Origin of the sequence: Neisseria sp. GT4A_CT1 (assembly GCF_000227275.1) — a bacterium.
GTDB lineage: Bacteria > Pseudomonadota > Gammaproteobacteria > Burkholderiales > Neisseriaceae > Neisseria.
This window is the reverse complement of sequence record NZ_JH164966.1, coordinates 278,973-303,273: the sequence shown is the minus strand read 5'-3', so window position 1 is coordinate 303,273 and position 24,301 is coordinate 278,973. Positions and strand designations below refer to the sequence as shown.

29 protein-coding genes and 1 pseudogene are annotated in these 24,301 nt (G+C 51.1%); 16 read left to right on the top strand and 14 right to left on the bottom strand.

The window, feature by feature from the left end; all coding sequences use genetic code 11:
• Nucleotides 1–226: 226 nt before the first annotated feature.
• From hisS to xerD, 10 genes are all read left to right on the top strand, one after another.
• A complete protein-coding gene (gene hisS, locus HMPREF1028_RS06195) occupies nucleotides 227–1,522 on the top strand; it encodes a histidine--tRNA ligase (protein WP_009311946.1) in 1,296 nt (431 codons plus the stop codon).
• Nucleotides 1,523–2,152, top strand: a complete 630-nt coding sequence (locus HMPREF1028_RS06190) for a tetratricopeptide repeat protein (protein ID WP_009311944.1) — start codon at nucleotides 1,523–1,525, stop codon at nucleotides 2,150–2,152. It abuts the gene before it with no gap.
• 582 nt (nucleotides 2,153–2,734) lie between these two features.
• Entirely contained in the window at nucleotides 2,735–4,192 is a 1,458-nt protein-coding gene (gene der / locus HMPREF1028_RS06185) for a ribosome biogenesis GTPase Der (protein WP_009311940.1), read from the top strand.
• Nucleotides 4,193–4,561: 369 nt separating this feature from the next.
• On the top strand, nucleotides 4,562–4,852 hold the full coding sequence (hfq, locus tag HMPREF1028_RS06180; protein ID WP_003755341.1) for an RNA chaperone Hfq: 291 nt from the start codon (nucleotides 4,562–4,564) through the stop codon (nucleotides 4,850–4,852).
• Between the two features lie 90 nt (nucleotides 4,853–4,942).
• A complete protein-coding gene (locus HMPREF1028_RS06175) occupies nucleotides 4,943–5,512 on the top strand; it encodes a class I SAM-dependent methyltransferase (RefSeq protein WP_009311937.1) in 570 nt (189 codons plus the stop codon).
• Nucleotides 5,513–5,564: 52 nt separating this feature from the next.
• Nucleotides 5,565–5,939, top strand: coding sequence for a SirB2 family protein (locus HMPREF1028_RS06170; protein ID WP_003742658.1), 375 nt, complete (start codon nucleotides 5,565–5,567; stop codon nucleotides 5,937–5,939).
• 15 nt (nucleotides 5,940–5,954) lie between these two features.
• Nucleotides 5,955–6,449: a 2-amino-4-hydroxy-6-hydroxymethyldihydropteridine diphosphokinase gene (gene folK / locus HMPREF1028_RS06165; RefSeq protein ID WP_009311935.1), complete on the top strand. Its 495-nt coding sequence runs from the start codon at nucleotides 5,955–5,957 to the stop codon at nucleotides 6,447–6,449.
• Nucleotides 6,450–6,670: 221 nt separating this feature from the next.
• The gene (locus HMPREF1028_RS06160; protein ID WP_003742664.1) at nucleotides 6,671–7,306 is read left to right on the top strand and encodes a deoxynucleoside kinase; all 636 of its coding nucleotides are present in this window, start codon (nucleotides 6,671–6,673) and stop codon (nucleotides 7,304–7,306) included.
• Nucleotides 7,307–7,415: 109 nt separating this feature from the next.
• Nucleotides 7,416–7,853 carry a peroxiredoxin gene (locus HMPREF1028_RS06155; RefSeq protein WP_003742666.1) on the top strand — a complete coding sequence of 146 codons (438 nt, stop codon included), beginning with the start codon at nucleotides 7,416–7,418 and terminating at the stop codon, nucleotides 7,851–7,853.
• A gap of 341 nt (nucleotides 7,854–8,194) precedes the next feature.
• Nucleotides 8,195–9,070, top strand: a complete 876-nt coding sequence (gene xerD, locus HMPREF1028_RS06150; protein WP_009311931.1) for a site-specific tyrosine recombinase XerD — start codon at nucleotides 8,195–8,197, stop codon at nucleotides 9,068–9,070.
• A 69-nt stretch (nucleotides 9,071–9,139) separates the two neighbouring features.
• Here xerD and clpA read toward each other — a convergent pair whose 3' ends face one another.
• Complete coding sequence (gene clpA / locus HMPREF1028_RS06145; RefSeq protein ID WP_009311929.1) at nucleotides 9,140–11,425, bottom strand: ATP-dependent Clp protease ATP-binding subunit ClpA; 2,286 nt, start codon at nucleotides 11,423–11,425, stop codon at nucleotides 9,140–9,142.
• 1 nt (nucleotide 11,426) lies between these two features.
• Nucleotides 11,427–11,738 carry an ATP-dependent Clp protease adapter ClpS gene (clpS, locus tag HMPREF1028_RS06140; protein ID WP_003755322.1) on the bottom strand — a complete coding sequence of 104 codons (312 nt, stop codon included), beginning with the start codon at nucleotides 11,736–11,738 and terminating at the stop codon, nucleotides 11,427–11,429.
• Nucleotides 11,739–12,049: 311 nt separating this feature from the next.
• On the opposite strand from clpS, the gene HMPREF1028_RS06135 reads away from it, so the two are divergent.
• Nucleotides 12,050–12,253 carry a cold-shock protein gene (locus HMPREF1028_RS06135; protein ID WP_002217533.1) on the top strand — a complete coding sequence of 68 codons (204 nt, stop codon included), beginning with the start codon at nucleotides 12,050–12,052 and terminating at the stop codon, nucleotides 12,251–12,253.
• 82 nt (nucleotides 12,254–12,335) lie between these two features.
• Nucleotides 12,336–12,563 carry a hypothetical protein gene (locus HMPREF1028_RS06130; protein WP_003763006.1) on the top strand — a complete coding sequence of 76 codons (228 nt, stop codon included), beginning with the start codon at nucleotides 12,336–12,338 and terminating at the stop codon, nucleotides 12,561–12,563.
• A gap of 214 nt (nucleotides 12,564–12,777) precedes the next feature.
• On the opposite strand, the gene HMPREF1028_RS06125 is transcribed toward HMPREF1028_RS06130, so the two are convergent.
• A complete protein-coding gene (locus HMPREF1028_RS06125; protein WP_009311926.1) occupies nucleotides 12,778–15,003 on the bottom strand; it encodes a DNA internalization-related competence protein ComEC/Rec2 in 2,226 nt (741 codons plus the stop codon).
• A gap of 158 nt (nucleotides 15,004–15,161) precedes the next feature.
• Nucleotides 15,162–16,071: pseudogene (locus HMPREF1028_RS06120) on the bottom strand (Dyp-type peroxidase).
• A gap of 132 nt (nucleotides 16,072–16,203) precedes the next feature.
• Here HMPREF1028_RS06120 and HMPREF1028_RS06115 point away from each other — a divergent pair.
• The 3 genes from HMPREF1028_RS06115 (at nucleotide 16,204) to HMPREF1028_RS06105 (ending at nucleotide 18,143) form a co-directional block, all read left to right on the top strand.
• Nucleotides 16,204–17,289 (top strand): metallophosphoesterase, encoded by a 1,086-nt coding sequence (locus tag HMPREF1028_RS06115; protein ID WP_009311920.1) that lies wholly within the window; start codon nucleotides 16,204–16,206, stop codon nucleotides 17,287–17,289.
• Between the two features lie 273 nt (nucleotides 17,290–17,562).
• The gene (locus HMPREF1028_RS06110; protein ID WP_003755307.1) at nucleotides 17,563–17,763 is read left to right on the top strand and encodes a (2Fe-2S)-binding protein; all 201 of its coding nucleotides are present in this window, start codon (nucleotides 17,563–17,565) and stop codon (nucleotides 17,761–17,763) included.
• 125 nt (nucleotides 17,764–17,888) lie between these two features.
• A complete protein-coding gene (locus tag HMPREF1028_RS06105) occupies nucleotides 17,889–18,143 on the top strand; it encodes a glutaredoxin family protein (RefSeq protein ID WP_009311917.1) in 255 nt (84 codons plus the stop codon).
• Nucleotides 18,144–18,251: 108 nt separating this feature from the next.
• Here HMPREF1028_RS06105 and HMPREF1028_RS06100 read toward each other — a convergent pair whose 3' ends face one another.
• Nucleotides 18,252–18,686, bottom strand: a complete 435-nt coding sequence (locus HMPREF1028_RS06100) for a hypothetical protein (RefSeq protein WP_009311915.1) — start codon at nucleotides 18,684–18,686, stop codon at nucleotides 18,252–18,254.
• Nucleotides 18,679–19,986: a homoserine dehydrogenase gene (locus HMPREF1028_RS06095; RefSeq protein ID WP_009311913.1), complete on the bottom strand. Its 1,308-nt coding sequence runs from the start codon at nucleotides 19,984–19,986 to the stop codon at nucleotides 18,679–18,681. The genes HMPREF1028_RS06100 and HMPREF1028_RS06095 overlap by 8 nt, the downstream gene beginning before the upstream one ends.
• A 242-nt stretch (nucleotides 19,987–20,228) precedes the next feature.
• Between HMPREF1028_RS06095 and HMPREF1028_RS06090 the strand changes: the two genes are divergently transcribed.
• Nucleotides 20,229–20,603: an MTH938/NDUFAF3 family protein gene (locus HMPREF1028_RS06090; RefSeq protein ID WP_009311911.1), complete on the top strand. Its 375-nt coding sequence runs from the start codon at nucleotides 20,229–20,231 to the stop codon at nucleotides 20,601–20,603.
• Between the two features lie 73 nt (nucleotides 20,604–20,676).
• Here HMPREF1028_RS06090 and HMPREF1028_RS06085 read toward each other — a convergent pair whose 3' ends face one another.
• The 8 genes from HMPREF1028_RS06085 to HMPREF1028_RS06050 all read right to left on the bottom strand — a co-directional run.
• Nucleotides 20,677–21,111: a YiiD C-terminal domain-containing protein gene (locus HMPREF1028_RS06085; RefSeq protein ID WP_036529284.1), complete on the bottom strand. Its 435-nt coding sequence runs from the start codon at nucleotides 21,109–21,111 to the stop codon at nucleotides 20,677–20,679.
• Between the two features lie 84 nt (nucleotides 21,112–21,195).
• Complete coding sequence (locus HMPREF1028_RS06080) at nucleotides 21,196–21,732, bottom strand: gamma carbonic anhydrase family protein (RefSeq protein ID WP_003755292.1); 537 nt, start codon at nucleotides 21,730–21,732, stop codon at nucleotides 21,196–21,198.
• Nucleotides 21,733–21,843: 111 nt separating this feature from the next.
• Nucleotides 21,844–22,134 (bottom strand): hypothetical protein, encoded by a 291-nt coding sequence (locus HMPREF1028_RS06075; protein WP_036529282.1) that lies wholly within the window; start codon nucleotides 22,132–22,134, stop codon nucleotides 21,844–21,846.
• Between the two features lie 23 nt (nucleotides 22,135–22,157).
• Nucleotides 22,158–22,460 carry a hypothetical protein gene (locus HMPREF1028_RS06070; protein ID WP_148132522.1) on the bottom strand — a complete coding sequence of 101 codons (303 nt, stop codon included), beginning with the start codon at nucleotides 22,458–22,460 and terminating at the stop codon, nucleotides 22,158–22,160.
• Between the two features lie 289 nt (nucleotides 22,461–22,749).
• The gene (locus HMPREF1028_RS06060) at nucleotides 22,750–23,085 is read right to left on the bottom strand and encodes a hypothetical protein (RefSeq protein WP_009311903.1); all 336 of its coding nucleotides are present in this window, start codon (nucleotides 23,083–23,085) and stop codon (nucleotides 22,750–22,752) included.
• A complete protein-coding gene (locus HMPREF1028_RS13505; RefSeq protein WP_232203810.1) occupies nucleotides 23,070–23,252 on the bottom strand; it encodes an RHS repeat-associated core domain-containing protein in 183 nt (60 codons plus the stop codon). Before HMPREF1028_RS13505 ends, HMPREF1028_RS06060 begins: the two co-directional genes overlap by 16 nt.
• Before the next feature lie 76 nt (nucleotides 23,253–23,328).
• A complete protein-coding gene (locus HMPREF1028_RS15485; RefSeq protein WP_232203809.1) occupies nucleotides 23,329–23,625 on the bottom strand; it encodes a hypothetical protein in 297 nt (98 codons plus the stop codon).
• Nucleotides 23,626–24,017: 392 nt separating this feature from the next.
• Nucleotides 24,018–24,301 (bottom strand): IS3 family transposase (locus HMPREF1028_RS06050; RefSeq protein ID WP_009311901.1); only part of this gene is annotated, 284 nt, incomplete at its 5' end.

Sequence of the window (24,301 nt, the reverse complement as noted above, 5' to 3'; positions counted from 1 at the left end):
CAATGTCGTACTGGTTTAAAGTGAATCCACTTAAAACAAAATAAAAAGGCTACAATGTCATCCTTGCCGCATTTCGGCTGCTTGGAATATATGGGGTCGTCTGAAAAATTGCCACACCGGTTTTCAGACGACCTTTTAGCCCAAATCCTTCATCGCCGAAACCTCACAACTCCTTAAAAATCAGCTATAATTGCCGACTATTTTGATTACGGTATCCCTATTTGAAATGGCACAAAAAATCCAATCCGTCAAAGGCATGAACGACCTTTTGCCCGTCGAACAAAAAGATTTCAAGCTGACCGCTGCGTTTTGGCAGGCGTTTGAAGATGTGGTCGGCCGTTGGACGCGTGCTTATGGTTATCAGCAAATCCGTACGCCGATTGTCGAGCAGACGGGTTTGTTTGTCCGTTCCATCGGCGAAGAAACTGATGTGGTCGGTAAGGAAATGTACACTTTTTCCGATTCCAACGATTCTTTGAGCCTGAGCCTGCGGCCGGAAGGTACGGCATCCTGCCTGCGTGCGGTGGTCGAACACAATCTGTTGTACAACAGCCCGCAAAAGCTGTGGTACATGGGTCCGATGTTCCGCCGCGAGCGTCCGCAAAAAGGACGCTACCGCCAGTTTCATCAGGTCGGTATCGAGGCGTTGGGTTTTGAAGGCCCGGACATCGACGCGGAAATCATCGCGATGTCGGCGGATTTGTGGGACAAGCTGGGTATCCGCGATTACCTGACTTTGGAAATCAACAGCTTGGGCAACCGCGAAGAACGTGCGGCGCACCGTGCGGCTTTGGTCGAATATCTGACCCGTTATGAAGACAAATTGGACGAAGACAGCAAACGTCGTCTGAAAACCAATCCGTTGCGCGTTTTGGATTCCAAAAATCCCGATTTGCAGGAAATCTGCAATGCCGCGCCGCATCTGACCGATTATCTGGGTGAGGAATCGCGCAATCATTACAGCCGTTTCAAAGCCATGCTGGAAGGCTTGGGCATTCAATACATCGAAAATCCGCGACTGGTGCGCGGCTTGGATTATTACAACCAAACCGTTTTTGAATGGACGACCGACAAACTCGGCGCGCAGGCGACGGTGTGCGGCGGCGGCCGTTACGACGGTTTGATTGAAGAACTCGGCGGCAAGCCTGCGCCGTCTATCGGTTTTGCAATGGGTATCGAGCGTTTGCTGCTGCTGGTTAGCGAATATGGTTCGCTGGAAGTCAATGCCGCGCCTGACGTGTACGCCATGCATCAGGGCGAGGATGCGGATTTGCAAGTGATGAAATACGCACAAGCCTTACGCGTACAAGGTTTCAACGTGATGCAGCATTCCGGCTATCAAAGCCTGAAAGCGCAAATGAAAAAAGCCGACAACAGCGGCGCGCGCTTTGCTCTGATTGTCGCGCAAGACGAATTGGCGAACGGTATGGTTACGCTTAAAGACATGAACGGCGCACACGGCCAGCAAACCGTCGCCGCCGACGATTTAATCCACACTTTACAACAATGGAAGAATGCATAAATGGCAGCCCATCTCGAAGAACAACAAGAATTAGACAATTTTAAATACTTTTGGAAAAGTACCGGCCGATGGCTGTTTGCCCTGCTGATTGCGGCGGCGTTGGGCTATTTGGGCTATACCATGTATAAGAGCCATAAAACCTCGCAAAGTCAGGAAGCTGCCGAAGTATTGGCGAAAATCGTCGATAAAATGCAGGCAAAAGCCTCGCAAGCCGAAGTGAATGCCGATTTGACCAACCTCCAGCAAAATTACCCGGACTCCATTGCCGCCGCGCAAGCGACGCTGATGGCGGCTGCGACCGAATATGATGCCCGCCGTTACGATGTGGCGGAAGGTCATCTGAACTGGGTGTTGAAAAACCAAAAAGCCCCGCTGGTTCAAGCATTGGCGGCGCAGCGTTTGGGTATCGTCCTGTTGCAGCAGAAAAAATACGATGCCGCGATTGCAGCCTTGAATACGAAAGTTGAAGCCGATTTCGAGCCGCTGCTTTTGGAAGCGAAAGGCGATGTTTATGCCGCGCAAAACAAAACCAAAGAAGCCGCGCAAAGCTATCAGCAGGCTTTGGAAAAGCTGCCTAAAGAAGCTATTGAACGCGAATTGCTGCAAATGAAGCTGGATTCGCAAAAATAAGGTCGTCTGAAAAATTGAAAGACGTATGCGGCTTGTCGGAATCTTTCCGGCAAGCCTTGTCTGTTTTAATTGTGTTCCACTATATTTTCAGACGACCTTTTGTTTGAAGACGTATCATGCAGGGACAAGATTCGCCGAACAGGTCGTCTGAAAAGGCAGATTATTTGGCTTTGCGTTTGAGTAGAAAATACATAGGTACGATATAAAAGAGCGTGCTGATAATTAATGAGACTATGATTTTGAGTGGTCGGTCTGTTTGATAAACGCCAAACAATAAGCCAATCCCGAAATTCACAGGGAGAAAAATGCATAGTGATGTTAAGTTGATCTTTTTCATTGCGTAAAATCCATTAACTATGGCCGGATGAAACTTGCCATACCGTATTTGTAGTTGATAAGCGCAGGCAAGTTCCCCAAGTCGAAGATGGCTGTATGGGACGGAAATTCCAGCTCAAGCCATTGTTCTGTTGAATCTATTTTCAGACGACCCCTTATCCTTTTTAACCTACCGTGTTTTGAAAAACACCTGCTCGTGTTGCAGGTTCGCTTCCGAACCGACACTTGACACAGAAAGACCCTATCATGAAACCCACCATCGCCCTTGTCGGCCGCCCGAATGTCGGCAAATCCACCTTGTTCAACCGCCTGACGCGCACCAAAGACGCGCTTGTGCACGACCTGCCCGGCCTGACCCGCGACCGCCATTACGGACACGGCAAAATCGGCAGCAAACCTTATCTCGTCATCGATACCGGCGGTTTTGAGCCGGTTGTGGACAGCGGGATTTTGCACGAAATGGCGAAGCAGACCTTGCAGGCTGTCGATGAAGCCGACGCCGTCGTGTTCTTGGTGGACGGCCGCACCGGTCTGACCCCGCAAGACAAAATCATTGCCGACCGCCTGCGCCAAAGCCCGCGCCCCGTTTATCTGGCGGTAAACAAAGGCGAGGGCGGCAACAGAGCCGTGCTTGCCGCCGAGTTTTACGAGTTGGCATTGGGCGAGCCGCACGTTATTTCCGGTGCGCACGGCGACGGCGTGTATTACCTGATTGAAGAAATTTTAGAAAACTTCCCTGAGCCTGAAGCCGAAGAAGCTGATGTAAAACATCCCGTTTTTGCCGTTATCGGTCGTCCGAATGTCGGCAAATCCACGCTGGTTAACGCCATTCTCGGCGAAGAGCGCGTGATTGCCTTCGATATGGCAGGCACGACGCGCGACAGCATCCACATTGATTTTGAACGCGAAGGCAAACCGTTTACCATCATCGATACCGCAGGCGTTCGACGTCGCGGCAAAGTTGATGAAGCGGTGGAAAAGTTCTCCGTTATCAAAGCCATGCAGGCGGTTGAAGCGGCAAACGTTGCCGTTTTGGTGTTGGACGCGCAGCAGGACATCGCCGACCAAGATGCCACGATTGCCGGTTTCGCCTTGGAAGCAGGGCGTGCGCTGGTGGTTGCCGTCAATAAATGGGACGGTATCAGCGAAGAGCGGCGCGAGCAGATTAAACGCGACATTTCCCGCAAACTATATTTCCTCGATTTTGCCAAGTTCCACTTCATTTCCGCATTGAAAGAACGCGGTATCGACGGATTGTTCGACAGCATTCAGGCAGCCTACAACGCCGCCATGATTAAGATGCCAACGCCGAAAATCACCCGCGTCCTGCAAAGCGCCATCGAACGCCAACAGCCGCCGCGCGCAGGTTTGGTGCGCCCGAAAATGCGTTATGCCCACCAAGGCGGCATGAACCCGCCCGTGATTGTGGTGCACGGCAATTCGCTGCACGCGATTTCCGACAGCTATACGCGCTACCTGACCCAGACGTTCCGCAAAGCCTTCAACCTGCAAGGTACGCCGTTGCGGATTCAATACAATGTTTCGGAAAATCCGTATGAAAATGCGGAAGACAAACCGAAGAAAAAACCGCTGCGCCGCGTCAGCCTGAGCAACCGCATCGAGAAACGTGAAGGCCGCAAGGAAGAGAAAAACCGTTTTAAAAAGAAAACCAAAGTCAGTGTGAAAAAACAGTACAGCAAATAAATCTGACGGAACAAGGGGCGTGCCGCGAGGTGTGCCCCTTTTAGATTGCAGTCGGGACGAATAGGGCGGTTGGAGGTAAATCCATCTTGAAGATGGTTTGATAAGATGTTGTAACCGAAAGGTTTTATTCAGTAACAAGGTCGTCTGAAAATCCAAATCTGCCAATCTGTTCCCTATGGTAAAAATCGTTTGTATTAAAATGATTTGTATAACACGTTCGGGTAAAAAATCGTTTGAAAGCCCGTTGTTTGATAGAGGTTTGCATATTCTTACGGAAAAATAGTTGGTAATTTTTCTCGTTCGGGTCTACAATCCGACACATGTTCGTTTTCAAAACGATTTCAAAATCATAATAATGGAGCTTAGAATATGACAGCTAAAGGACAAATGTTACAAGATCCTTTTTTGAATGCGTTGCGTAAAGAGCACGTTCCGGTTTCGATTTATCTGGTCAACGGTATCAAACTGCAAGGCCAAGTCGAGTCGTTTGACCAATACGTCGTTCTGCTGCGTAATACTTCCGTTACCCAAATGGTTTATAAACACGCCATCTCAACGATCGTTCCTGCCCGTGCCGTGAGCCTGCAACACGAGAACAAACCCCAAGCCGCTGCGGCTGCTCCGGTTCAAGTTGAGACCGTGCAACAACCTGCCGAATAATGTATGTAACGCATTAATCGATTCTGATACCTTACCGCTTGGCCGGTAAGGTATTTTTATTTTCAGACGACCTCTGTACGGTTTCATCTTATGCGGCTCGAAAACATCCTCCCTTTTGCACACTCGCTTCTCAAACAAGCCTTAAAACCCGATGCCCGCGCTTTGGACGGTACGGCGGGAAACGGCAACGATACGCTGATGCTGGCGCGTTCGATCGGCAGCGGCGGGAAAGTGTGGGCGTTTGACGTTCAAGAGCAGGCATTGGCAAACACCCGAATGCGCTTGGAAGAAGCCGGCATGGCGGATAGGGTGGAACTGATATTGGACGGACATGAAAACCTTGCCTCCCATATCCGGGAACCGCTGGATGCGGCGGTATTCAATTTCGGCTGGTTGCCCGGCGGCGATAAAAGCTGTACGACAAAAGCAGCAACCAGTATCCGCGCGTTGGCATCTGCCTTGTCATTGCTGAAAACGGGCGGGCTGGCGGTTGCCGTCTTATACCCAGGACATGAGGCGGGGCAGCATGAAGCGCAGGCAATCGAAGATTGGGCGCGGCAGCTGCCGCAGGATGAATTTGCCGTTTTGCGTTATGGCTTTATCAACCGCCGCAACCGCCCGCCGTATTTGTTGGCGTTTGAAAAGTTACGTCAAGAATGAATGTTTGGGGTAGAATAGGCGCTTCTTTCAAAAACAATAACGTGCGACCGCTATGCAATATCTGTTTGTAAAATACAGCCATCAGATTTTCGTTACCATCACCATTTTGGTGTTCAATATCCGCTTCTTCCTGCTTTGGCGGCATCCCGACAAACCTTTGGCGGGATTCTGGAAAGCCCTTCCCCATCTCAACGACACCATGCTGCTCTTTACCGGCTTGTGGCTGATGAAGATTACCCACTTTTCGCCCTTCAACGCGCCCTGGCTTGGCAGCAAAATCCTGCTGCTGCTGGTTTACATCGGGCTGGGCATGGTCATGATGCGCGCCCGTCCGCGTTCGCCGAAGTTTTATACCGTTTATGTTTTGGCAATGGCCTGCGTCGGCTGCATCGTCTATCTTGCCAAAACCAAAACGCTGCCGTTTTAAAGAGGTCGTCTGAACATGCCGCAAACCCATTTTGCCGTCATCGCCTTGGGCAGCAACCTTGCCGAACCCGACCGCCAAGTCCGCGCCGCTTTATCCACGCTGGAGGCGCATTCGCAGATTCAAATCGAAAAAACTTCCTCGCTGTATGTGACCGCGCCAGTCGGCTACGACGAGCAGCCTGATTTCGTCAATGCCGTTTGTTCCGTCCGCACTTCATTAGACGGCGTTTCGCTGCTTGCCGTGTTGAACCGCATCGAATCGGATTTCGGGCGGGAACGCACGTTCCGAAACGCCCCGCGCACATTGGATCTGGACATCATCGATTTTGACGGCATTTCCAGCAACGATCCGCATCTGACCCTGCCGCATCCGCGCGCGCACGAACGCAGTTTTGTGATGAAGCCGCTGGCAGAAATCCTGCCCGATTTTGTTTTGGGCGGACACGGACGGGCGGCGGATTTGGCGGCCGCTTTGGGCGATGAAGGAATACGCCTGTTAGAAGCCGTTTGAAGCAAGACGGTGAAATAAAAACATCTGTTTGCTTCAATCGCGTGTCAAAGTTTATATTTGAAGCAACTAGGTTTAAGAGGTCGTCTGAAAAGGGAAATGGCTTGGAAGTTTCCTTTTTCAGACGACCTTTCAAGAAGGACGGCGGCAGGTTTGGGCAAACTCCGTCGGTCTGATAAAATGCCACCTTTCCAAAATATCAAAACAAAATCATCCATCAAACCATGAACTACCGTTATATTGTCGTCGAAGGCTCCATCGGCAGCGGGAAAAACGCCTTGAGCCGCCGCCTTGCAGAACATTTCAGCGCGCTGTCGCTGGCGGAAAACCCCGAACACAACCCCTTCCTCATGAAGTTTTACGCCAACGCCTCCCATCACGGCTTGGCAACCGAGCTTTTTTTCCTGATGCGCCGAGCCGAAAGCGTGGACATCATCAAAAACGAATACGCACAAGGCGGCATGGTGGTCGCCGATTTCCTGTTGGAAAAAGACCGGATTTTCACGCCGGTCGTGTTGAATGAAGACGAGCAGCAGCTCTTCGCCGATTTGAAACAAAAAATCCTGCCGCAGTATCCCGCGCCCGATTTGGTGATTTACCTGCAAACCGCCGTGGACGGCAACCGCAAACGCCTGCAAAAACGCGGCGACGGCATCATCAATCTTTTCCCCGAAGGCTATTTGGGGCGGATACACGAGGGATACAGCCAGTTTTTCCACCTTTATCAAAATTCCCCGTTGCTGACCGTCAATGCTGACGAGTTGGACTTGCAAGGCAATGACGAACATTTCCAACTGTTGCTCAATGCGCTGAACGATTTGCAGGGAACGCGCAATTATCTGAATTTGAGCGAACGCTGACGCAGTTTGCAAGATTGTGGTGAAACGCCGAAGCGGCTATGTTGGGGATTCATTTTATTTCCTTGCCCGCTACTACGTTTCCGTCTTAGGTCGTCTGAAAGGAGACATCATGACCCAATACCGATTCACTTTGCCCTCAAGCAGCGGCAACGACTTCGATTCTGCCGAACATCTGCCGCTGATTGTTTATTTCTACCCCAAAGACAGCACGCCCGGCTGCACCACCGAAGGCTTGGATTTCAACGCCCGTTTGCCGCAATTCAAAGAACTCGGCTATACCGTCGTCGGCATCTCGCGCGACGGCGTGAAATCGCATCAGAATTTCTGTGCTAAACAAGGTTTCAATTTTGAATTGTTGAGCGACAAAGACGAAACCGTGTGCAAAATGTTTGACGTGATCAAGCTGAAAAAACTGTACGGCAAAGAGTCTTTGGGTATTGAACGCAGCACATTCGTATTGGACGCAAACGGCGAAATCATCCACGAATGGCGCAAAGTCAAAGTCGCCGGACACGCGCAGGAAGTGTTGGAAACGCTGTCCCGATAAACCGTAATGCAGCAAAAGGTCGTCAATCAGGGCAGGGTTGCCTGTCCTGATTTATAGTGGATTAACTTTAAACCAGTACGGCGTTGCCTCGCCTTAGCTCAAAGAGAACGATTCTCTAAGGTGCTGAAGCACCAAGTGAATCGGTTCCGTACTATCTGTACTGTCTGCGGCTTCGTCGCTTTGTCCTGATTTAAATTTAATCCACTATACTTTATTTTTGATACGCAACTTAACGGTTGTCGTTATTCCCGCCTGCGCCGGAATAACGGAATTTGATGACTGCCGGATTTAAAGTTAAGTATGTTTGCGATACCCCATCTTCGGACTACCCGTAAAACCTCATGACCGACGAACTCATAGACAAACTGCTCGAATCGCTGTGGCTGCAAGACCGTCTCAGCCATAACACCTTGCAAGGCTACCGCCGTGATTTGGAAAAAATCGCCGCGCGTTTGGAAGCGGGCGGGCATACTTGGTTGGATGCCGAAGCCGCCGATTTGGCGGATGCCGTCTATGCGGCGGACGAAAAGCACAGCTCGCAGGCGCGCGCCCTGTCCGCCTGCAAACGCCTATACGCCTGGTTGGAAGAGACCGAGCAGCGGACGGACAACCCGACCCGTTTCCTCAAAGCCCCGAAACAGACGCAAAAGCTGCCCACCCTGATTACCGAAGCGCAAATCGAAAACCTGCTCGCCGCGCCCGATACCGACACGCCGCACGGCCTGCGCGACAAAGCCCTGCTCGAAGTCATGTACGCCACAGGTCTGCGCGTAACCGAAGCCGTCAAGCTCCAACTGGGTGACCTCGACCTCAACCGCGGCTGCATCCGCACCATAGGCAAAGGCGACAAACTGCGTATCGTGCCTATGGGCGAAGAAGCCGTTTACTGGGTTGAACGCTATTGCGCCGAATCGCGCCCGCTACTGCTCAAAAACAAAATCTGCGACGAAGTCTTCGTCAGCCAAAAACGCAGCGGCATCTCCCGCCAACTCGCGTGGATGATTGTCAAAAACTACGCCGAAACCGCCGGCATCACCTCGCTCAGCCCGCACGGCCTGCGCCACGCCTTCGCCACCCACCTCGTCAATCACGGCGTCGATTTGCGCGCTGTACAACTCATGCTCGGACACGCCAACATCAACACCACCCAAATCTACACCCACGTCGCCAACATCCGCCTGAAAAACATCGTTGACGAACATCATTCGCGAAATTAAACGATTCCATTGAAAAAGGTCGTCTGAAAACAGAAATCTCGTTTTCAGACGACCTTTTGCCTTTATCCGTCAAACCGCTGCTGCTTCAGGTTTGGCTTTGTTTTTCTTGAATTTCAACACGGCTTCTTCTTTCGCCGCATCCCAGTCTATCCGCACGAAGCCGCCGTCGGCGAGTTTGCCGAACAGGAGTTCGTCGGCGAGCGGTTTGCGGATTTTTTCCTGAATCAGACGGTGCATCGGGCGCGCGCCCATTTGCGGGTCGAAACCTTTTTCCGCCAGATATTTGCGCAATGCCGGCGTGAATTCGGCTTCGACTTTTTTGTCGAGGAGCTGGTGTTCGAGCTGGAGCAGGAATTTGTCCACGACTTTGGCGATGACGGGTTCGGACAGGGGCGCAAACGGGATAATCGCGTCCAAGCGGTTGCGGAACTCGGGCGTGAAGAGTTTGTTGATTGCCTGCATTTCGTCGCCGCGTTCGCGTTTGGCGGTAAAACCGAGGCTGGGGCGGCTGAGGCTTTCCGCGCCTGCATTGGTGGTCATGATCAGAATGACGTTGCGGAAATCGGCGCTCTTGCCGTTGTTGTCGGTCAGTTTGCCTGCGTCCATGACTTGCAGGAGGACGTTGAAAATGTCGGGATGGGCTTTTTCGATTTCGTCCAAGAGCAATACGCAGTGCGGGTGTTTGTTGGCGGCTTCGGTCAAAAGGCCGCCCTGGTCGAAGCCGACGTAGCCCGGCGGCGCACCGATAAGGCGCGATACGGCGTGAGGCTCCATGTATTCGGACATGTCGAAGCGTTGCAGCGGTACGCCCATCGAGTAGGCAAGCTGTTTGGCGACTTCGGTTTTGCCGACGCCGGTTGGGCCGGAGAAGAGGAAGCTGCCTATGGGTTTGTCGGGCAGGGCGAGGCCGGAGCGCGACATTTTGACGGCGGCAACCAGCGCGTCGATGGCGTTTTCCTGACCGTAAACCATGTTTTTCAGATCGCGGCCGAGGAATTGCAGCACTTGTTTGTCGTCGTGCGACACGGTTTTTTCGGGAATCCGCGCGACTTTGGCGATGACGGTTTCGATTTGCGCTTTGCCGATGACTTTTTTCTGTTTGGATTTGGGCAGAATCCGTTGCGCCGCGCCTGCTTCGTCCATCACGTCGATGGCTTTGTCGGGCAGGAAACGCTCGTTGATGTAGCGGGCGGAGAGTTCGGCGGCGGCTTCGAGTGCGCCTTGCGTGTAGCGTACTTGGTGGAAGCCTTCGAACATCGGTTTCAAGCCGCGCAGGATTTGCACGGTTTCGGCGACGGTGGGTTCGACCACGTCGATTTTTTGGAAGCGGCGGCTTAAGGCGTGGTCTTTGTCGAAAATGGTGCGGTATTCGTCGTAGGTGGTCGCGCCGATGCAGCGCAGCGAGCCTTTCGCCAGCGCGGGTTTGAGCAGGTTGGACGCATCCATCGTGCCGCCGCTGGTGCTGCCCGCGCCGATGATGGTGTGGATTTCGTCGATAAACAAAATGGCGTGCGGGATTTTTTCGAGCTGTTTCAAGACGGATTTGACCCGCGCTTCAAAGTCGCCGCGGTATTTCGTACCCGCCAAAAGTGAGCCCATATCCAGCGCGTACACTTCGGCATCTTTGAGCGCGTCGGGAATGTCTCCGTTGACGATTTGATGCGCCAAGCCTTCCGCCAGCGCGGTTTTGCCCACACCTGCTTCGCCGACTAAAAGCGGATTGTTTTTGCGGCGGCGGCACAGAATTTGCACCAGCCGTTCCATTTCGTGTTTTCTGCCGATTAAGGGGTCGATGCGGCCGGCTTTGACTTCGGCGTTGAGGTTTACAGTGTAGTCCGACAGTGAGCCACTTTTCGATTCGACGGGGTCGTCTGAATCATTGTCGGGGTCGTCTGAAAAGCCTTTGTGTTCGTCGTCTTCGGTTGCGCCGTGGGCAATGCAGCGCAAAACTTCAAAACGCGTAACCGATTGCAGTTTGAGGAAATAGACGGCATGGCTGTCGGTTTCGCTCATCAGCGCCACCAAAACGTCCAAAGGCTCGACCAAGCCTTTGCCTGCGGATTGGGTATGCACCATCGCCCGCTGGATGACGCGCTGGAAGCCGAGCGTGGGCTGGGTTTCGACTGTGTCCAAAAGGTGGTCGGGAATCTGCGGGGTATTTTCGGCAACGCTGGCGGCGAGCTGTTCGGACAACACTTTCAAATCCGCGCCGCAGAGCTTGAGGACGTTGGGGACGGAGGCGTCTTCTTCGATTAACACCAAAAGCAGATGCTCGAGGCTGATGAATTCATAATGAGCCTTACGCGCCTCGCGGTAAAGCTGCTGCAAAATCTGTTCCAATTCGGGTGAAAGCATATTAAATCTCCTCGACAATACATTGCAGCGGATGCCCTTCGGCTTTTGCCCGCTGCATGACCTGCTGTTGCTTGGTTTGGGCGATGTCCCGTGTGTAAGTGCCGCACAAGCCTTTGCCTTCGTGATGAACCAACAGCATCACCGCCACCGCCTGCTCCTGTCCGAGCATGAAGATTTCGGTCAGGATTTCGACGACAAATTCCATCGTGGTGTAATCGTCGTTCAGCAAAAACACGCCGTAACGTTTCGGCGGGGCGGTTTTTTGGTCGCTTAAAAGTGTATCGGATTCGTGATGTGTGTTTGGGTTGTTCATAATTTTTTGGCTTTGTGGAAGAGGGTTTGTTTTCAGACGACCTTGTGGAAGGTTTGATACCAAATGAATCTATAAATATAGTGATTATAAGGTTTATTTCGATTTCTGTTGTATTTTGGTCGGTTTCCGCCATTTTCGCACTTTTTCCCTTGTATGGCTTGACGTTTTGGCTTAACAAATGTAAAAAGACGGTTAAGCAGAAGCCGGCACTCGACCAAGTATATAAAGCTAGGGAGAAACGCTGAACGTTTAAGTTTGCTGTATGCCTTATTTTGCTGATTTTGTTAATTTTTAAGTATAGGAAGTTTCTAATGGCAACCGGTATCGTAAAATGGTTTAACGACGCTAAAGGTTTTGGTTTCATCACTCCTGACGAAGGCGGCGAAGATCTGTTCGCTCACTTCTCAGCGATTAACATGGAAGGTTTCAAAACCCTGAAAGAAGGCCAACGCGTGTCTTTCGACGTAACCACCGGCCCTAAAGGCAAACAAGCTGCTAACATTCAGGCTGCTTAATTAAACGTGCGGCTTATGCCGTAGAATAATGGCGGGATTGATTCCCCGCCATTTTTTATTGTCTATAAGAAACGGAATCCATATGGCAGAAGACAAACAAAATGCCGCCTACGAAAACGCCCTGCGGCAGTTGGACGAACTCATCGCGCATCTGCGCAGCAGCGGGGAAGTCAGCTGCGCGGTGGCGGAACAAGAAGACTTGATGCTGATACGGCTTGCCGATTTAAAAATCGATTTGAGGCCGAATGATGAAAAGGCGATAGCGGATATCGACCGGTTTTACCGCCGCCATTTGGGCGACGGTAAATGAAGACGGATAATGCACAAACGCGTGATGAAGGTCATCTGAAATCTCTATTTCGCCCCTGCCTGTTTTTTGGGCAGTCTTATTTTTTCTTTTAGTATCAACTGTTAATCCGATATATCCACAACTGGATTCACATAAAGCAAGGATAACTATATTTTTACGGCATAGAGGCTTTGGGGTCGTCTGAAAACCTGTTTCTATCATTCGGCAAATACGTTTACTCAAACGGCTTTTTCTGCCAATAAAACTTATCCTTTTTCAGACGACCTTTAAAGACTTCATCGCCGCCCAGCTCAAATACCAATGCACCCGACAAATCCGTCCGCAACAAAGTCGCGCCGTGTGCGCGGACGCGGTTTTGGACGGCGGGAGTGGGGTGTTTGTAGGCGTTGGCGTAGCCGCTGGAAGCGACGGCGTATTTGGGGGAGACCGTGTTGAGGAAACCGCCGGATGAAGCCGTATTGCTGCCGTGGTGTCCCAATATCAAAACCTGGCTGTACAGCGAGCTGCCGTAGCGTTCTACCAGCCCCGCTTCGCCTTTGACGCCCAAATCGCCCGTAACCAGCAATGCCTGTCCGTCGGAAACGACGCGCAGGACGCAGCTTCGGTCATTGTCTTCGCCGACCGGGTTTTCAGACGACCTCAATAACTCGAAATCCACGCCGTCCCATTGCCATTGCGCTTCGGCGCAAAATTTTGCGTTCGGATAAAACTCAGGCTGTCCCGCCAGCGTTTCGCCGATTTCAATATCGGAAACGGCGTCCAAACCGCCGTCGTGGTCGCTGTCGTGATGCGACAGAATCAGCGTGTCCAAACGGCGTACGCCCATGGCGTTCAGGCTTGGCACGATGCCTGTTTGCGCCGCCTGCGCCGTACCCGTGTCAAACAGCAGGTTGCGGTCGCGCGTCTGTACCAACACCGACAAACCCTGTCCCGCATCCATCACGGTAATTCGCGCCAACCCGTCGTCCAAACGGTCGGGGCGGTAAAACACAAATCCAGCCAACACCAAACACGCCCAAGGCCGCAGACCCAGTCCGCGCGGCAACAGCCACAGCAAAGCCGCTGCAAAAGCCAAAACCAACAGCGGCACAGGCGCGGCGGCTACGGCAAATTCGGGCGACACCTCCGCCAGCCAAACCAAGCCGCGCAAAGTGTATTCCGCCAAACCTGCCGCCGCCCATTGCAAAGGCGCAAACGGCAATACCGACCCCAGCAGCGCCAACGGCGTCAGCACCCAAGAAAACCAAGGAATCATCGCCGCATTGACCAAAGGGCTGATGATGGGCAACGACGCAAAAATATAGCCCAGCAGTACCACCGACAACACCGTCGCCGCCCATTGTCCGCGTACAGCCAAACGCCAGCCGCGTTCTTTCAGACGACCTGCCGAAGCCCAAATTAAGGCGGCAACCAAGCCGAACGACAGCCAAGTGCCGACGCCCAAAACCGCCGACGGATCGAGCAGCAACACCACCGCCAAAGCCTGCCACCACGCCGTCCAGCCCGAAGACAGGCTGCCGCGCCACCAAGCCCAGGCAAACGCCGCCAACATCAAAACACTGCGCTGCGTCGGCACGGAAAAACCCGCCAGCAGCGCATAAAACAAAGCCCCTGCCGCGCCGCCCGCCAAAATCCACACGCGCGGTTTTGCCGGTATCCAAGACAGTCGTCTGAAAATCAGTTTGACCAGCCAACCCGCCAACACCGCCACCATCGTAACGTGCAGCCCCGAAATGCTGACCAAGTGCGTCAAGCCCAAAGGTCGGAACGCCTGCCACAGTTCGGGCCTCAACGCCGATTGTTCGCCTATGCTCAAAGCCCGCATCAGACCGATACCGTCCGAAAAATCCGGGCTGTCCGCCCCGACAGCCTGCCAACGGCGGCTGACCGCATCGCGCCACACCGCCAAGCCGACACCGCCGCCCTCGCGAACCAAGCTCCTACCTTTGCCCAGCGTACCCGCACCATCCAAACCGTTTGCCAACGCCCAAGCCTCGCGGTTCAGCCCGCGCAGGTTCACTTCGCCGATAACCGGCTTGAGCCGTGCCGACACCTTCCAGCGGCTGCCCACCGCCCAATTGCGTTTCTGATAATCCGACAGCAATAAATCAAACTGCCGCCCGTCCTCCGTCCACGCCTTCGCCGCAAACTGCACCCGCCGCCCGTCGCCGCGCGGCATATCTGCGACTTCAACCGTCAACACCGACTCCGAAGACCCGTTCAGCGGCCATTGCGCCGACAAAGCCGCTTCCGTCCGAAACACGCCGTAAGCCGCGCCAAGCAGGACACACAGCATCATTCCCGCCGCTGCAAACCGCCGCGAAGCCGCCAGCAAAACCAATGCCGCCGCCAGCCACACGCCCCAATGCGGTACAAACGGCAAAGCGAACGAAGCGATGACGCCGACTGCCCAAAACGGCAATCCATAATATTTCAGCAAAACTGTTTCCCTTTTTATTATTAGCTTTGAAATCAGGTGGGGATAATAATTGAATTTCCTACAAACGTCATGAAAAAGGTCGTCTGAAAACCTGAATCTCAAGTTTTCAGACGACCTTTCGTCTTAGGGCTTCAATATTTCACATCGGCAACGCGGTTTTACAAATCCTGCAAACGCTCGACCGAAGGGGCGTAGTAATATGCGCCGGAAACGGCGGTGGAAAGATGCTTGAGCAGCAGGTCGGTTTTGCCGTCGGCATCGCCGAACATATGTAAAAGCTGTACTTCGATGTTGTGCAGGGTGTGGCAGTAGGCGGTAAACATCAGGCCGTGTTCGCCGCTGATTTTGCCGAAGGGCAGGCTGCGGCGGACGATTTTCAGACCCACGCCGTTTTCTTTTAGGTTGACGCGGCCCAAATGCGAATCGGGCAGGCGAACGTCTTTGCTGAATTCTTCGTTGGCTTCTTTGCTGCGGCTGACGCTGGCTTCTTGTTCAGCAACGGGGACGGCATCCCATTTTTTCAGGTCGTGCAGGTATTTTTGCAGTAGGACGTAGCTGCCGCCGGCATCGGGTCGGCCTTCGGGGAGTAATGGCGACATTGCGGACGTTTTCATCGCCTTGCGGGTTTTCGGTACCATCGACGAAGCCGTCCAGTCCGCGCTCTTCATACAGGCGTAAACCGTGTTCTTCGGTAGCAACGCTGATGCTGTCGCCGAACGCGGCCAGGACGGATTGGGCGAGTGCGAAGGCGGCGTTTTGGCGGTAGGCTTGGATATGGATGTAAATATCGTGCTGGGTCGCAGGGGCAAGACCGTTGCCCATGACGGGGAAGGGCTTGATTTCGCTGCCTTCTTCTGAGTGTCCGAACGCTTTCCATGCGTCGCTGCCGAAGGCGATGGTCATGCCTAAAATATCTTCGGGAAAGCGGGTTTTGAGGGTTGCCAAGGCTTCAAGCGAGCTTCGGCAGGCGGTTTTGATGTCGTCGTAGCGGCCGTCGCGGATGTCGGCTTCGATGAATATGCCGGCTTGGGCGTGATCGGGGATGATGGCGGTTTGCGGGCGGTTCATTGTCTTTCCTTTTCGGTTTATTGGATTTTTCAGGCGGTATTATAGCACTTAAGGTTTTCAGACGACCTCGTCTGAAAGGGCGGATATGATAGAATCCGCCGTTTGTTTTTTGATTTTCAACAGGTTCGCTTTATGTTTGGCACGATGTTTTTGATAATGATTGTATTGCTCCAGCTTTTCACGTTCGGACTGGGGCGTTCGTTGCAATGGCTGTTCGCGCCGGTGGTCGGCAAGGCAGGCAGGCGTTGGCTGATGGGGGTGTCGTATTTCGTGACCAACGGCCTGCTGGCGGGGCTTTTGTTGGAATTGGGACATTTTATGTTCCGCATCATGGCGTTTTGGATGGTGTTGCTGCTGTTTGTGATGTATGCGGCACTGGCGACGTTTGTCCTGTTCCTGCTGCTGCGCAAATTCGTGGCCAGTCGGTCGCTGTCGCGCAGCCTGCGCTTGTTTGCGCCGCTGTTCGTATTAGGTTTGGTCGGCTTGGGGATGTACAACGCCTATACGCCCGTTGTCCGTCATCAGACCGTCGTGATCGATAAGAAAATGGATAAGCCGCTGCGTATCGGCATGGCAAGCGACCTGCACTTGGGAATTTTGTTCGGCGCGCGGCAACTGGATAAGCTGGTGGACATCATGAACCGCGAAAAAGTCGATTTAATCCTATTGCCGGGCGATTTGATGGACGACAACGTCGATGCCTACCGCAAAGAGAATATGCAGCCGCATCTGGGTCGTCTGAAAGCGCCGTTGGGCGTTTACGCGACTTTGGGCAATCACGATATGTTTGGCGACAGCGCGCGCATCCGCCATGATCTTGAGGCGGCGGGCATTACCGTACTCGGCAACCAAGTGTTGCAACACGATGCTTTCCTGCTCGTCGTCCGCAACGACGATGTGGACCACGACCGTCCGTCTGTTTCTCAGTTGCTGGAAAACCACAATACCGACCAGCCCGTTTTGCTGATGGATCACCGCCCGACCGAAGTCGAGGCGCACGCCAAGCTGCCTATTGACGTTCAAGTTTCCGGTCATGTCCACAACGGTCAAATCGCGCCGGCAAACCTGATTGTGCGCACGCTTTACCGCCTTGCCTACGGCTACGAGGAAATCGGCGGAAGACATTTTTTTGTCACGTCCGGCTACGGTTTCTGGGGGATTCCGCTGCGCTTGGGTTCGCAGTCGGAAGTGTGGGTGATTGATGTGAAGGGGAAATAGCGGTATTGCAAAATGAAAAGATAAAAAATACAGGCTTGCCGTTGCGCAGCCTGTATTTTTTTATTTGTTGTGAAATGTTATGACGTGCGCGGCTTTGTTGTTTTTAGAATGTGGTTCCAATCTATTGAATCAATCGAAACAAGGAAATCAATAGAAAATTACCAAATAAAACCGTTCGAACCGGTCTTGCAATGCAAACTGTTTTTATTTATATTTACGTTTAAGAATAAAACACACTATCAATACTGAGCGAAAGAAAACACGGAGCACATCATGTTTGTTTGCATTTGCAACGCCATTACCGACCACGACATCAAAGAAACCATCGCTGCAGGCGCGAGTACCATGAGCGATTTACAGGCTCAATTGGGCGTTGCGACCTGCTGCGGCTGCTGCGGCGAGTTGGCGGCTTCCTTCCTGAATGCCAACAGTGCGCAAACGACAGTTACCGCCGGTATCAATGTGCAATCCTAATCTTGTCTAAAGCATTATCAAAGGTCGTCTGAAACCGAAATCTAAGGTTTCAGACGACCTTTGCATTGACGGCAGCCTTTATCTTACAATCCGTTTTTCGTTTACCACACCGCAAAGCATCCGCTATGAAGCTGATCCTGATGTTTCGAGAATATTGCAGTCTCTGTCACAAAATGCGTGAACAGCTCAAGCCGTATCAAGAGGCATTCGGTTTTGAGTTGGAAATCTTCGATGTCGATGAAGACCCTGTTTTAGAAGAACAATATAACGAGCTTGTCCCCGTGTTATTGGATGGGGACGAAGAAATCTGCCACTGGTTTTTGGATGAGGAAAAACTGAAGGTATGGTTGGAAGGGAAGAAACCGATCGCCCGAGCATAGTTTGTTGTTCCATCCTGATGTGCAGTGAATCCCTTATCAATAAAAAGGTCGTCTGAAAAAAACAAACGGAGTTTTTTCAGACGACCTTTTTGCCATGTCAAAAACGGATTATTCTGCCTTCAAACCTGCCACACACTGCTTGTCGCGATCTTCAAACGCTTGCGCGCCGCCAAGCAGGTCGAGCTGCTCTTGCGGGCTGAGTTTGCCCAATGAACGGATTTGATCTTCGGAGAGTTTGTCCAAAGGCTTGTCCCACATACAGGTGCAGTAATCGGTGGCGAGTTTGCTGTTGTTTGAATCCAAGCCCCTTTCTTTCAAATCGTTTTGCCATTTTTCGGCAAAGGGGATGTTTTTCACGCAAGACTCAAAGATGTTATGCTTTGCCTGCGGTTTGGACATGGCGCATTGGGAGAGCAGGGCGGTCGCGGCGAGCAGTGCCAAAATGACCCACGCCCAAATGCGGATGGTGCGGATTTTGGCTTTCGCTTTTTTACGCGCCGCGGCTTGCTCTTCGGCGGACATTTCGTTTTTCGGCTCAGTCATGCAGGCTTTCCATGCGGATCATGGTGATCGGTTTCTCCACGCAGCTTAATGCTTCGATGGCGGCAATGGCGCGCTTGATGTTTTTCTCGACCGTGCTGTGGGTCAGAATCACGATTTCGGCGGTGGTTTGGTCGATGACGCCTTTTTGGATTAAGGCTTCGATGGACACGTTTTCTTTTGCCAAAAGCGCGGCGATTTGCCCCAGCGTACCCGGTTCGTCTTTGGCTTGGACGCGCAGGTAGTAGCTGCTGGTGATTTCGTCCATAGGCAGGATGGTTTGCGCTTGGACTTGGGCGGGTTGGAACGCCAGATGCGGTACGCGGTGGTCGGTGTTGGCTTCAATCAGGCGTGCGATGTCGATGATGTCGGCGACGACGGCGGAAGCAGTCGGCAATGCGCCTGCGCCCGCGCCGTAGTATAAGGTTTCGCCAACCATATCGGCATTGACGCGCACGGCATTCATCACGCCGTTGACGTTTGCCAAGAGACGGCTTTCGGGAATCAGGGTCGGATGGACGCGCAATTCGATACCTTTGTCGGTTTTGCGGGTGATGCCCAAAAGTTTAATGCGGTAGCCGAGTTCTTCGGCGTATTTGATGTCGCGGCTGTCGAGTTTGCTGATGCCTTCGAGGTAGCAGGCGGGGAAGTTCATCGGCGTGCCGAATGCCAGCGCGCTCATGATGGTAATTTTGTGGCCCGCGTCGTTGCCTTCGATGTCGAAGGTCGGATCGGCTTCGGCGTAGCCCAACGCTTGCGCTTCTTTCAATACGTCGGCAAACGCGCTGCCTTTTTCGCGCATTTCGGAGAGGATGAAGTTGCTGGTGCCGTTGATGATGCCGGCGATGCTGCGGATGCGGTTGGCGGCGAGGCCTTCGCGCAGGGCTTTGATAATCGGGATGCCGCCCGCTACTGCCGCTTCAAATTGCACCATGACGTTTTTTTCTTCCGCCAGCGGGAAGATTTCGTTGCCGTATTCGGCGAGCAGTTTTTTGTTGGCGGTAACGATGTGTTTGCCGTTTTCAATGGCTTTTAATACTGCATCTTTGGCGATGCCGGTACCGCCGAACAATTCGACGACGACATCGACGTCTTCACGCGCGACCAGTTCGAACGGGTCTTTGACGAAGGCTGCGGACGGGCAGGTTTGGTGGGCTTTTTCTTCGCTCAAGTCGCATACGGCACTGATGCGCACTTCGCGTCCCAAACGGCGGCTGATTTCCGCCGCATTGTCCTGCAACACGGCAGCCGTACCGCCGCCGACCGTACCTAAACCTAAAAGACCGATGTTTACTGGCTTCATTGTGCCTCCTTGTGAGCCGATTCTCTTAAATCAAAAAGTAAAAACAGAAATTCAGAAAGCCCGAAACGCACCGCCGCCGCAGATTGATATAATGCTGATTTTGCAAGGGCGGAAGACGCAGGCTAAAGTCGCCCATCCTACCTGAAATTGCCTGATTTTGCACCTTTTTTACGGAACGCGGCGAAAGGGCGGCAAGCCTGTTTGCAATAGATGGATGAAGCCGAGAAGGAAACGGAAGAAAAATGCTGATAGAAGAAAACAAAACCGATGAAACCCTGAGCCTGACCGCTTATCGGGCGGGCGCAATCGAAGCGGGCGGCAAAACCTACACCGCGCCCATCATCTGGCGCAACGGCAAAATCGAAGCAATGAACGTGCAAACGCCGTCCGAACTGACTGCCGCCGACCTGTTTCAGACGACCTCCGAGTCGGACGGCTTGCCCGAAGTCATCATCATCGGCACAGGAGAGAAGCAGCAGTTCCTCCATCCCAAAATCTCCGCCGAACTTGCCGAACACGGCATCGGGTTGGAATGTATGAACACAGCCTCCGCCTGCCGAACGCTGGTGTTGCTGCAAGGTGAAGGGCGCAGCGTTTGGGCTTGGCTGTGGGTGTGAATAGATATCCGCTTCATAGACAAAGGTCGTCTGAAAATTTCAGACGACCTTTGTCTATGAAACAGCCGATACCTTATCCCAATACGACAAACCGTCCGTCAAAGACGGCAGCCAATTCGTTTTCCGAATAGATTTCGGTTTGCAGGGTGATTTTTCCTTTTTTATGGCGCTCGAACATTGTTTTGAGTTTTTGCCACTCTTCAGCCGGCGGACTGCGTGTGATGATGGTCAGATCGCCTCGGGCAGGGCGCAGGTAGCGGGTAGTGCCTTCTTGAATGACGATATTGCCATCCGATTCGGGGCAATGGAGATAGACAGTTGCCCAGCCGCCGACGGTTGCCGCCAACGCGATACTGCCGCCGAAGGCGGTATTTTTATGATTGCGGTTGGGGGCGTGGGGTGCGAAAAGTACGGTCTGATCCGCTGTGGTTTCCAAGACGCTCAGGTCGAGCAGGGCGGTCGCAGGGATGTGGGCATGTAGGAAATCTTGCAGGGTTTCGGGGTTCATGGTCGTTATCGGGACGGGTCGTCTGAAAATCAGGAGCAGGCAGCAAAGCCCCATCAATTATAGCGATAAGGCGTCGCAGAGGGCTTATTTTGATTGCTTGTGTTGTCCTGCCAGCCGCACATAATGCGCGGACGAATATTTCAAAAACTCTTTTTCCTTGTCCGTCAGCGGGCGGACTTGTTTGACGGGCGAGCCGACATAAAGATAGCCGCTTTCCAAACGTTTGCGCGGCGGCACCAAGCTGCCTGCGCCTATCATCACGTCGCTTTCGACGACGGTATCGTCCAGAATAATTGTTCCCATACCGATTAAAACGCGGTCGCCGATACGGCAGCCGTGCAGCATGACTTTGTGTCCGACGGTAACGTCTTCGCCGATGACAAGGGGCGAGCCTTCAGGCTTTTCCGCGTTTTTGTGCGAAACGTGCAAGACGCTGCCGTCCTGCACATTGCTGCGCGCGCCGATGCTGATGCTGTTCACGTCGCCGCGCAAAACGGCATACGGCCAAACGGATACGTCTTCGGCAAGCGATACTTCGCCGATGATGACCGAAGTTTCATCGATAAGACAGGACTCATGGACTTGCGGAGTATGGTCTAAGAAGGGGCGGATGGGGTTCATGCGGTTATTTCCTTTGTAAGCAGGGTTTGTTTTAAGAGGTCGTCTGAAACGGATTTTAAACTTTTCAGACGACCTTTTTAAATGTTGGGTTTTGAGTCAATCTATCCTTAACTAAAACCATCTATCAGCAGGACATTTTTCTTCATATTTGGCTAAATCACTCGATTTTATCTTGTTTAAAGACACTAATTGTCTGCATAATTTCTGAAATCTACCGAAAGATTCGCAATCTCCGGCAACAGAAGCATAAAACCATAGATACTGATCAATTTCTTCCAAGGAAGATAGTTTGCAAATATTATCTATTTGATTTTCCATGATTCCATCGGCTACTTCATATTGCTCATTATCAAATAATTTATCTAAAATTGATTCAAACTCTTCAAAATTTTTAAAAATCATCTCTATATTGTTGATTAATTGAATTATATTTCAGATTTCTTTAAAAGAATATCCTCTAAAATATTAATTATTTTTCTGCTAAAAGGATGTTCATGTGTAGCCGGTAATATAAGAGTGTAGTAATACACTTCATGAAGTATAAAAATATTTTTTCTCAAGATACTGTCTTTAGGACAGTCATCATATAGGTCTTCATATCCATCATAATATGCATAATCTGCCATTGTATTCATTCTTAATGATCGATAGTACTGGCATGCCAATGATATTTGGCCTTCTCCATGTTGATCGAGTTTATAGGCATTCTCTTCTGAGAAATTCTCCATTTCATGATCTTTAACATACCCATAAAAAAACTGCCATCAAATAGTTTGTCATTCTCATAAATAATGCAATTTGGCCATAGCTCAACTATTGCTTGATTAAAACCATTCAAAACAATATCAGGTTTTTTATTTGAAATAACAAAGTATTCCATTCCTGTTATATTCATATCAATAATCCCGTTTTAATTATTTAGCAGTTTTACCATGCTTCAACATTTGGTGCTGGGGTACAAATAATTCTGTTGGAGAGAACAGACTCAAACTAACTTTGTGAATAATGATCAAAAAATCAAGTTTGATTTATGGTCCTACTTTCAATCAATTTTTTCCATTGATATAAAAGGGACAAAAAGTATTCAAAGTCATAAATAGTTACATCCATTTCAGTAAATTCGTTAAAAATATTTATCTTATCTTTTGTTATGGAAATTGTGTGGGCATTGCCTGCTCCCTGCCAGTTTTCTATTTCATCATTTTTAATTTGATTAATGACATCAATAAATAAATTGACATTGTAATCAATACCTTGAATATCTCCTTCAAAAAAGTCTCCGATAACTTGTTCATCAGGATTAGCAGTATTTTTTACACAACAATAATTATCTTTATCTAAAAAGAACTCCATGTTTTAACTCCTTCGGCAAACACAATAGGATTCTGACTCACGAACCGCTCGATTTCAGGGTCGTAATACCGGAAACGGATGTAGTGTAACCCGCTTTCTTCGTCGTAATACTTACCTTGGAAGTGGAACGGGATGTTGACTTTGAGGTCGTCTGAAACAGGTTTCAAGTTTTTCAGACGACCTTTTCAAACCAACCCATACACATGAATTAAGATTTCAAACGGATTACGGTTTTCTCATCCTTTATTCGTTGGAAAAAACGATCATTTTCCCTTCCGGATAATCTCCTTTCCAGCCGCAAGGGAGACCGTTATGTTGGTAAACATATAAGATATCTTTCCAAATCTCCGGTATATAGTTATTGGCATAACAATTCAATAAAATCCTCATATTGTCAGGCATTGTTTCTTCCAGTAGGTTTACTACCCCCTCTATCGTGAGCTTTTTATCTGCACCATGAAAATCCTTATCTAGGGCTCCCAGGCAATTGGTATTAATTAATTTAGCACCAATCAAGTAGTGCCAATCGAAATCCTCCAAACCCGAGAATTGCTGAGTATCTATAATCTCCTCCCACTCGTCCTATTCACGACCTAACAGATATCTGGCTTCCTCCGGAGAGGCAGTAACGATAAATCTTTCACGATCGCCGTCATAAGGACGGGAAAAGAAACTGTCTGATGACAAAAAATCAACCACGGGTTGTGCTGATTCAAGTATTTGGTTCCAAGTCTTTTTCATTGTTGATTGCCTTTTGACTCAAATTTTACAAGCACCAAGTCCGGGAATATTGGTTTACGGGGCGCGGGCGAGTTGAAAAATATTCGGTTTATATTATCTATCTGTCTTCGGGCTGACAACTGTTATCCAAACAAAAGGGTCGTCTGAAAAGTGAACTGGCCCCCAAATCTTGGACACTCATAAAAGCCTATTCAGGCGCTCTGTGCAAGCTGGGTTCTGTATGCGACAGGACTCAGCTTTTTCAATTTCAAACTGCAACGCTCCCGGTTGTAGTAATCCATATAGTCATCTATCTGCTTCATCAATTCATCTACCGTCAATTCACCTGCATTATAGAAACACTCCGTCTTCAACACCGCAAAGAAGCTTTCCATCGGCGCATTGTCCCAACAGTTCGCCTTTCGCGACATGCTTTGAACCATGGAATGCTCCGCAAGCAATTCCCTATACCCCGCCGTACGGTACAGCACGCCTT

Bases quoted from the DNA above. Each gene is read 5' to 3' on its own strand.
- HMPREF1028_RS06080 (WP_003755292.1), bottom strand. From the start codon at position 21,732: ATGAACCCCATCCGCCCCTTCTTAGACCATACTCCGCAAGTCCATGAG.
- der (WP_009311940.1), top strand. From the start codon at position 2,735: ATGAAACCCACCATCGCCCTTGTCGGCCGCCCGAATGTCGGCAAATCC.
- HMPREF1028_RS06100 (WP_009311915.1), bottom strand. From the start codon at position 18,686: ATGACTGAGCCGAAAAACGAAATGTCCGCCGAAGAGCAAGCCGCGGCG.
- HMPREF1028_RS06130 (WP_003763006.1), top strand. From the start codon at position 12,336: ATGGCAGAAGACAAACAAAATGCCGCCTACGAAAACGCCCTGCGGCAG.
- HMPREF1028_RS06075 (WP_036529282.1), bottom strand. From the start codon at position 22,134: ATGATTTTTAAAAATTTTGAAGAGTTTGAATCAATTTTAGATAAATTA.
- clpA (WP_009311929.1), bottom strand. From the start codon at position 11,425: ATGCTTTCACCCGAATTGGAACAGATTTTGCAGCAGCTTTACCGCGAG.
- HMPREF1028_RS06170 (WP_003742658.1), top strand. From the start codon at position 5,565: ATGCAATATCTGTTTGTAAAATACAGCCATCAGATTTTCGTTACCATC.
- HMPREF1028_RS06175 (WP_009311937.1), top strand. From the start codon at position 4,943: ATGCGGCTCGAAAACATCCTCCCTTTTGCACACTCGCTTCTCAAACAA.
- HMPREF1028_RS06090 (WP_009311911.1), top strand. From the start codon at position 20,229: ATGCTGATAGAAGAAAACAAAACCGATGAAACCCTGAGCCTGACCGCT.
- xerD (WP_009311931.1), top strand. From the start codon at position 8,195: ATGACCGACGAACTCATAGACAAACTGCTCGAATCGCTGTGGCTGCAA.
- folK (WP_009311935.1), top strand. From the start codon at position 5,955: ATGCCGCAAACCCATTTTGCCGTCATCGCCTTGGGCAGCAACCTTGCC.
- HMPREF1028_RS06190 (WP_009311944.1), top strand. From the start codon at position 1,523: ATGGCAGCCCATCTCGAAGAACAACAAGAATTAGACAATTTTAAATAC.
- hfq (WP_003755341.1), top strand. From the start codon at position 4,562: ATGACAGCTAAAGGACAAATGTTACAAGATCCTTTTTTGAATGCGTTG.
- HMPREF1028_RS06105 (WP_009311917.1), top strand. From the start codon at position 17,889: ATGAAGCTGATCCTGATGTTTCGAGAATATTGCAGTCTCTGTCACAAA.
- HMPREF1028_RS06115 (WP_009311920.1), top strand. From the start codon at position 16,204: ATGTTTGGCACGATGTTTTTGATAATGATTGTATTGCTCCAGCTTTTC.
- HMPREF1028_RS06095 (WP_009311913.1), bottom strand. From the start codon at position 19,986: ATGAAGCCAGTAAACATCGGTCTTTTAGGTTTAGGTACGGTCGGCGGC.
- HMPREF1028_RS06060 (WP_009311903.1), bottom strand. From the start codon at position 23,085: ATGGAGTTCTTTTTAGATAAAGATAATTATTGTTGTGTAAAAAATACT.
- hisS (WP_009311946.1), top strand. From the start codon at position 227: ATGGCACAAAAAATCCAATCCGTCAAAGGCATGAACGACCTTTTGCCC.
- HMPREF1028_RS06110 (WP_003755307.1), top strand. From the start codon at position 17,563: ATGTTTGTTTGCATTTGCAACGCCATTACCGACCACGACATCAAAGAA.
- clpS (WP_003755322.1), bottom strand. From the start codon at position 11,738: ATGAACAACCCAAACACACATCACGAATCCGATACACTTTTAAGCGAC.
- HMPREF1028_RS06085 (WP_036529284.1), bottom strand. From the start codon at position 21,111: ATGAACCCCGAAACCCTGCAAGATTTCCTACATGCCCACATCCCTGCG.
- HMPREF1028_RS06155 (WP_003742666.1), top strand. From the start codon at position 7,416: ATGACCCAATACCGATTCACTTTGCCCTCAAGCAGCGGCAACGACTTC.
- HMPREF1028_RS06135 (WP_002217533.1), top strand. From the start codon at position 12,050: ATGGCAACCGGTATCGTAAAATGGTTTAACGACGCTAAAGGTTTTGGT.
- HMPREF1028_RS06160 (WP_003742664.1), top strand. From the start codon at position 6,671: ATGAACTACCGTTATATTGTCGTCGAAGGCTCCATCGGCAGCGGGAAA.
- HMPREF1028_RS06070 (WP_148132522.1), bottom strand. From the start codon at position 22,460: ATGGAGAATTTCTCAGAAGAGAATGCCTATAAACTCGATCAACATGGA.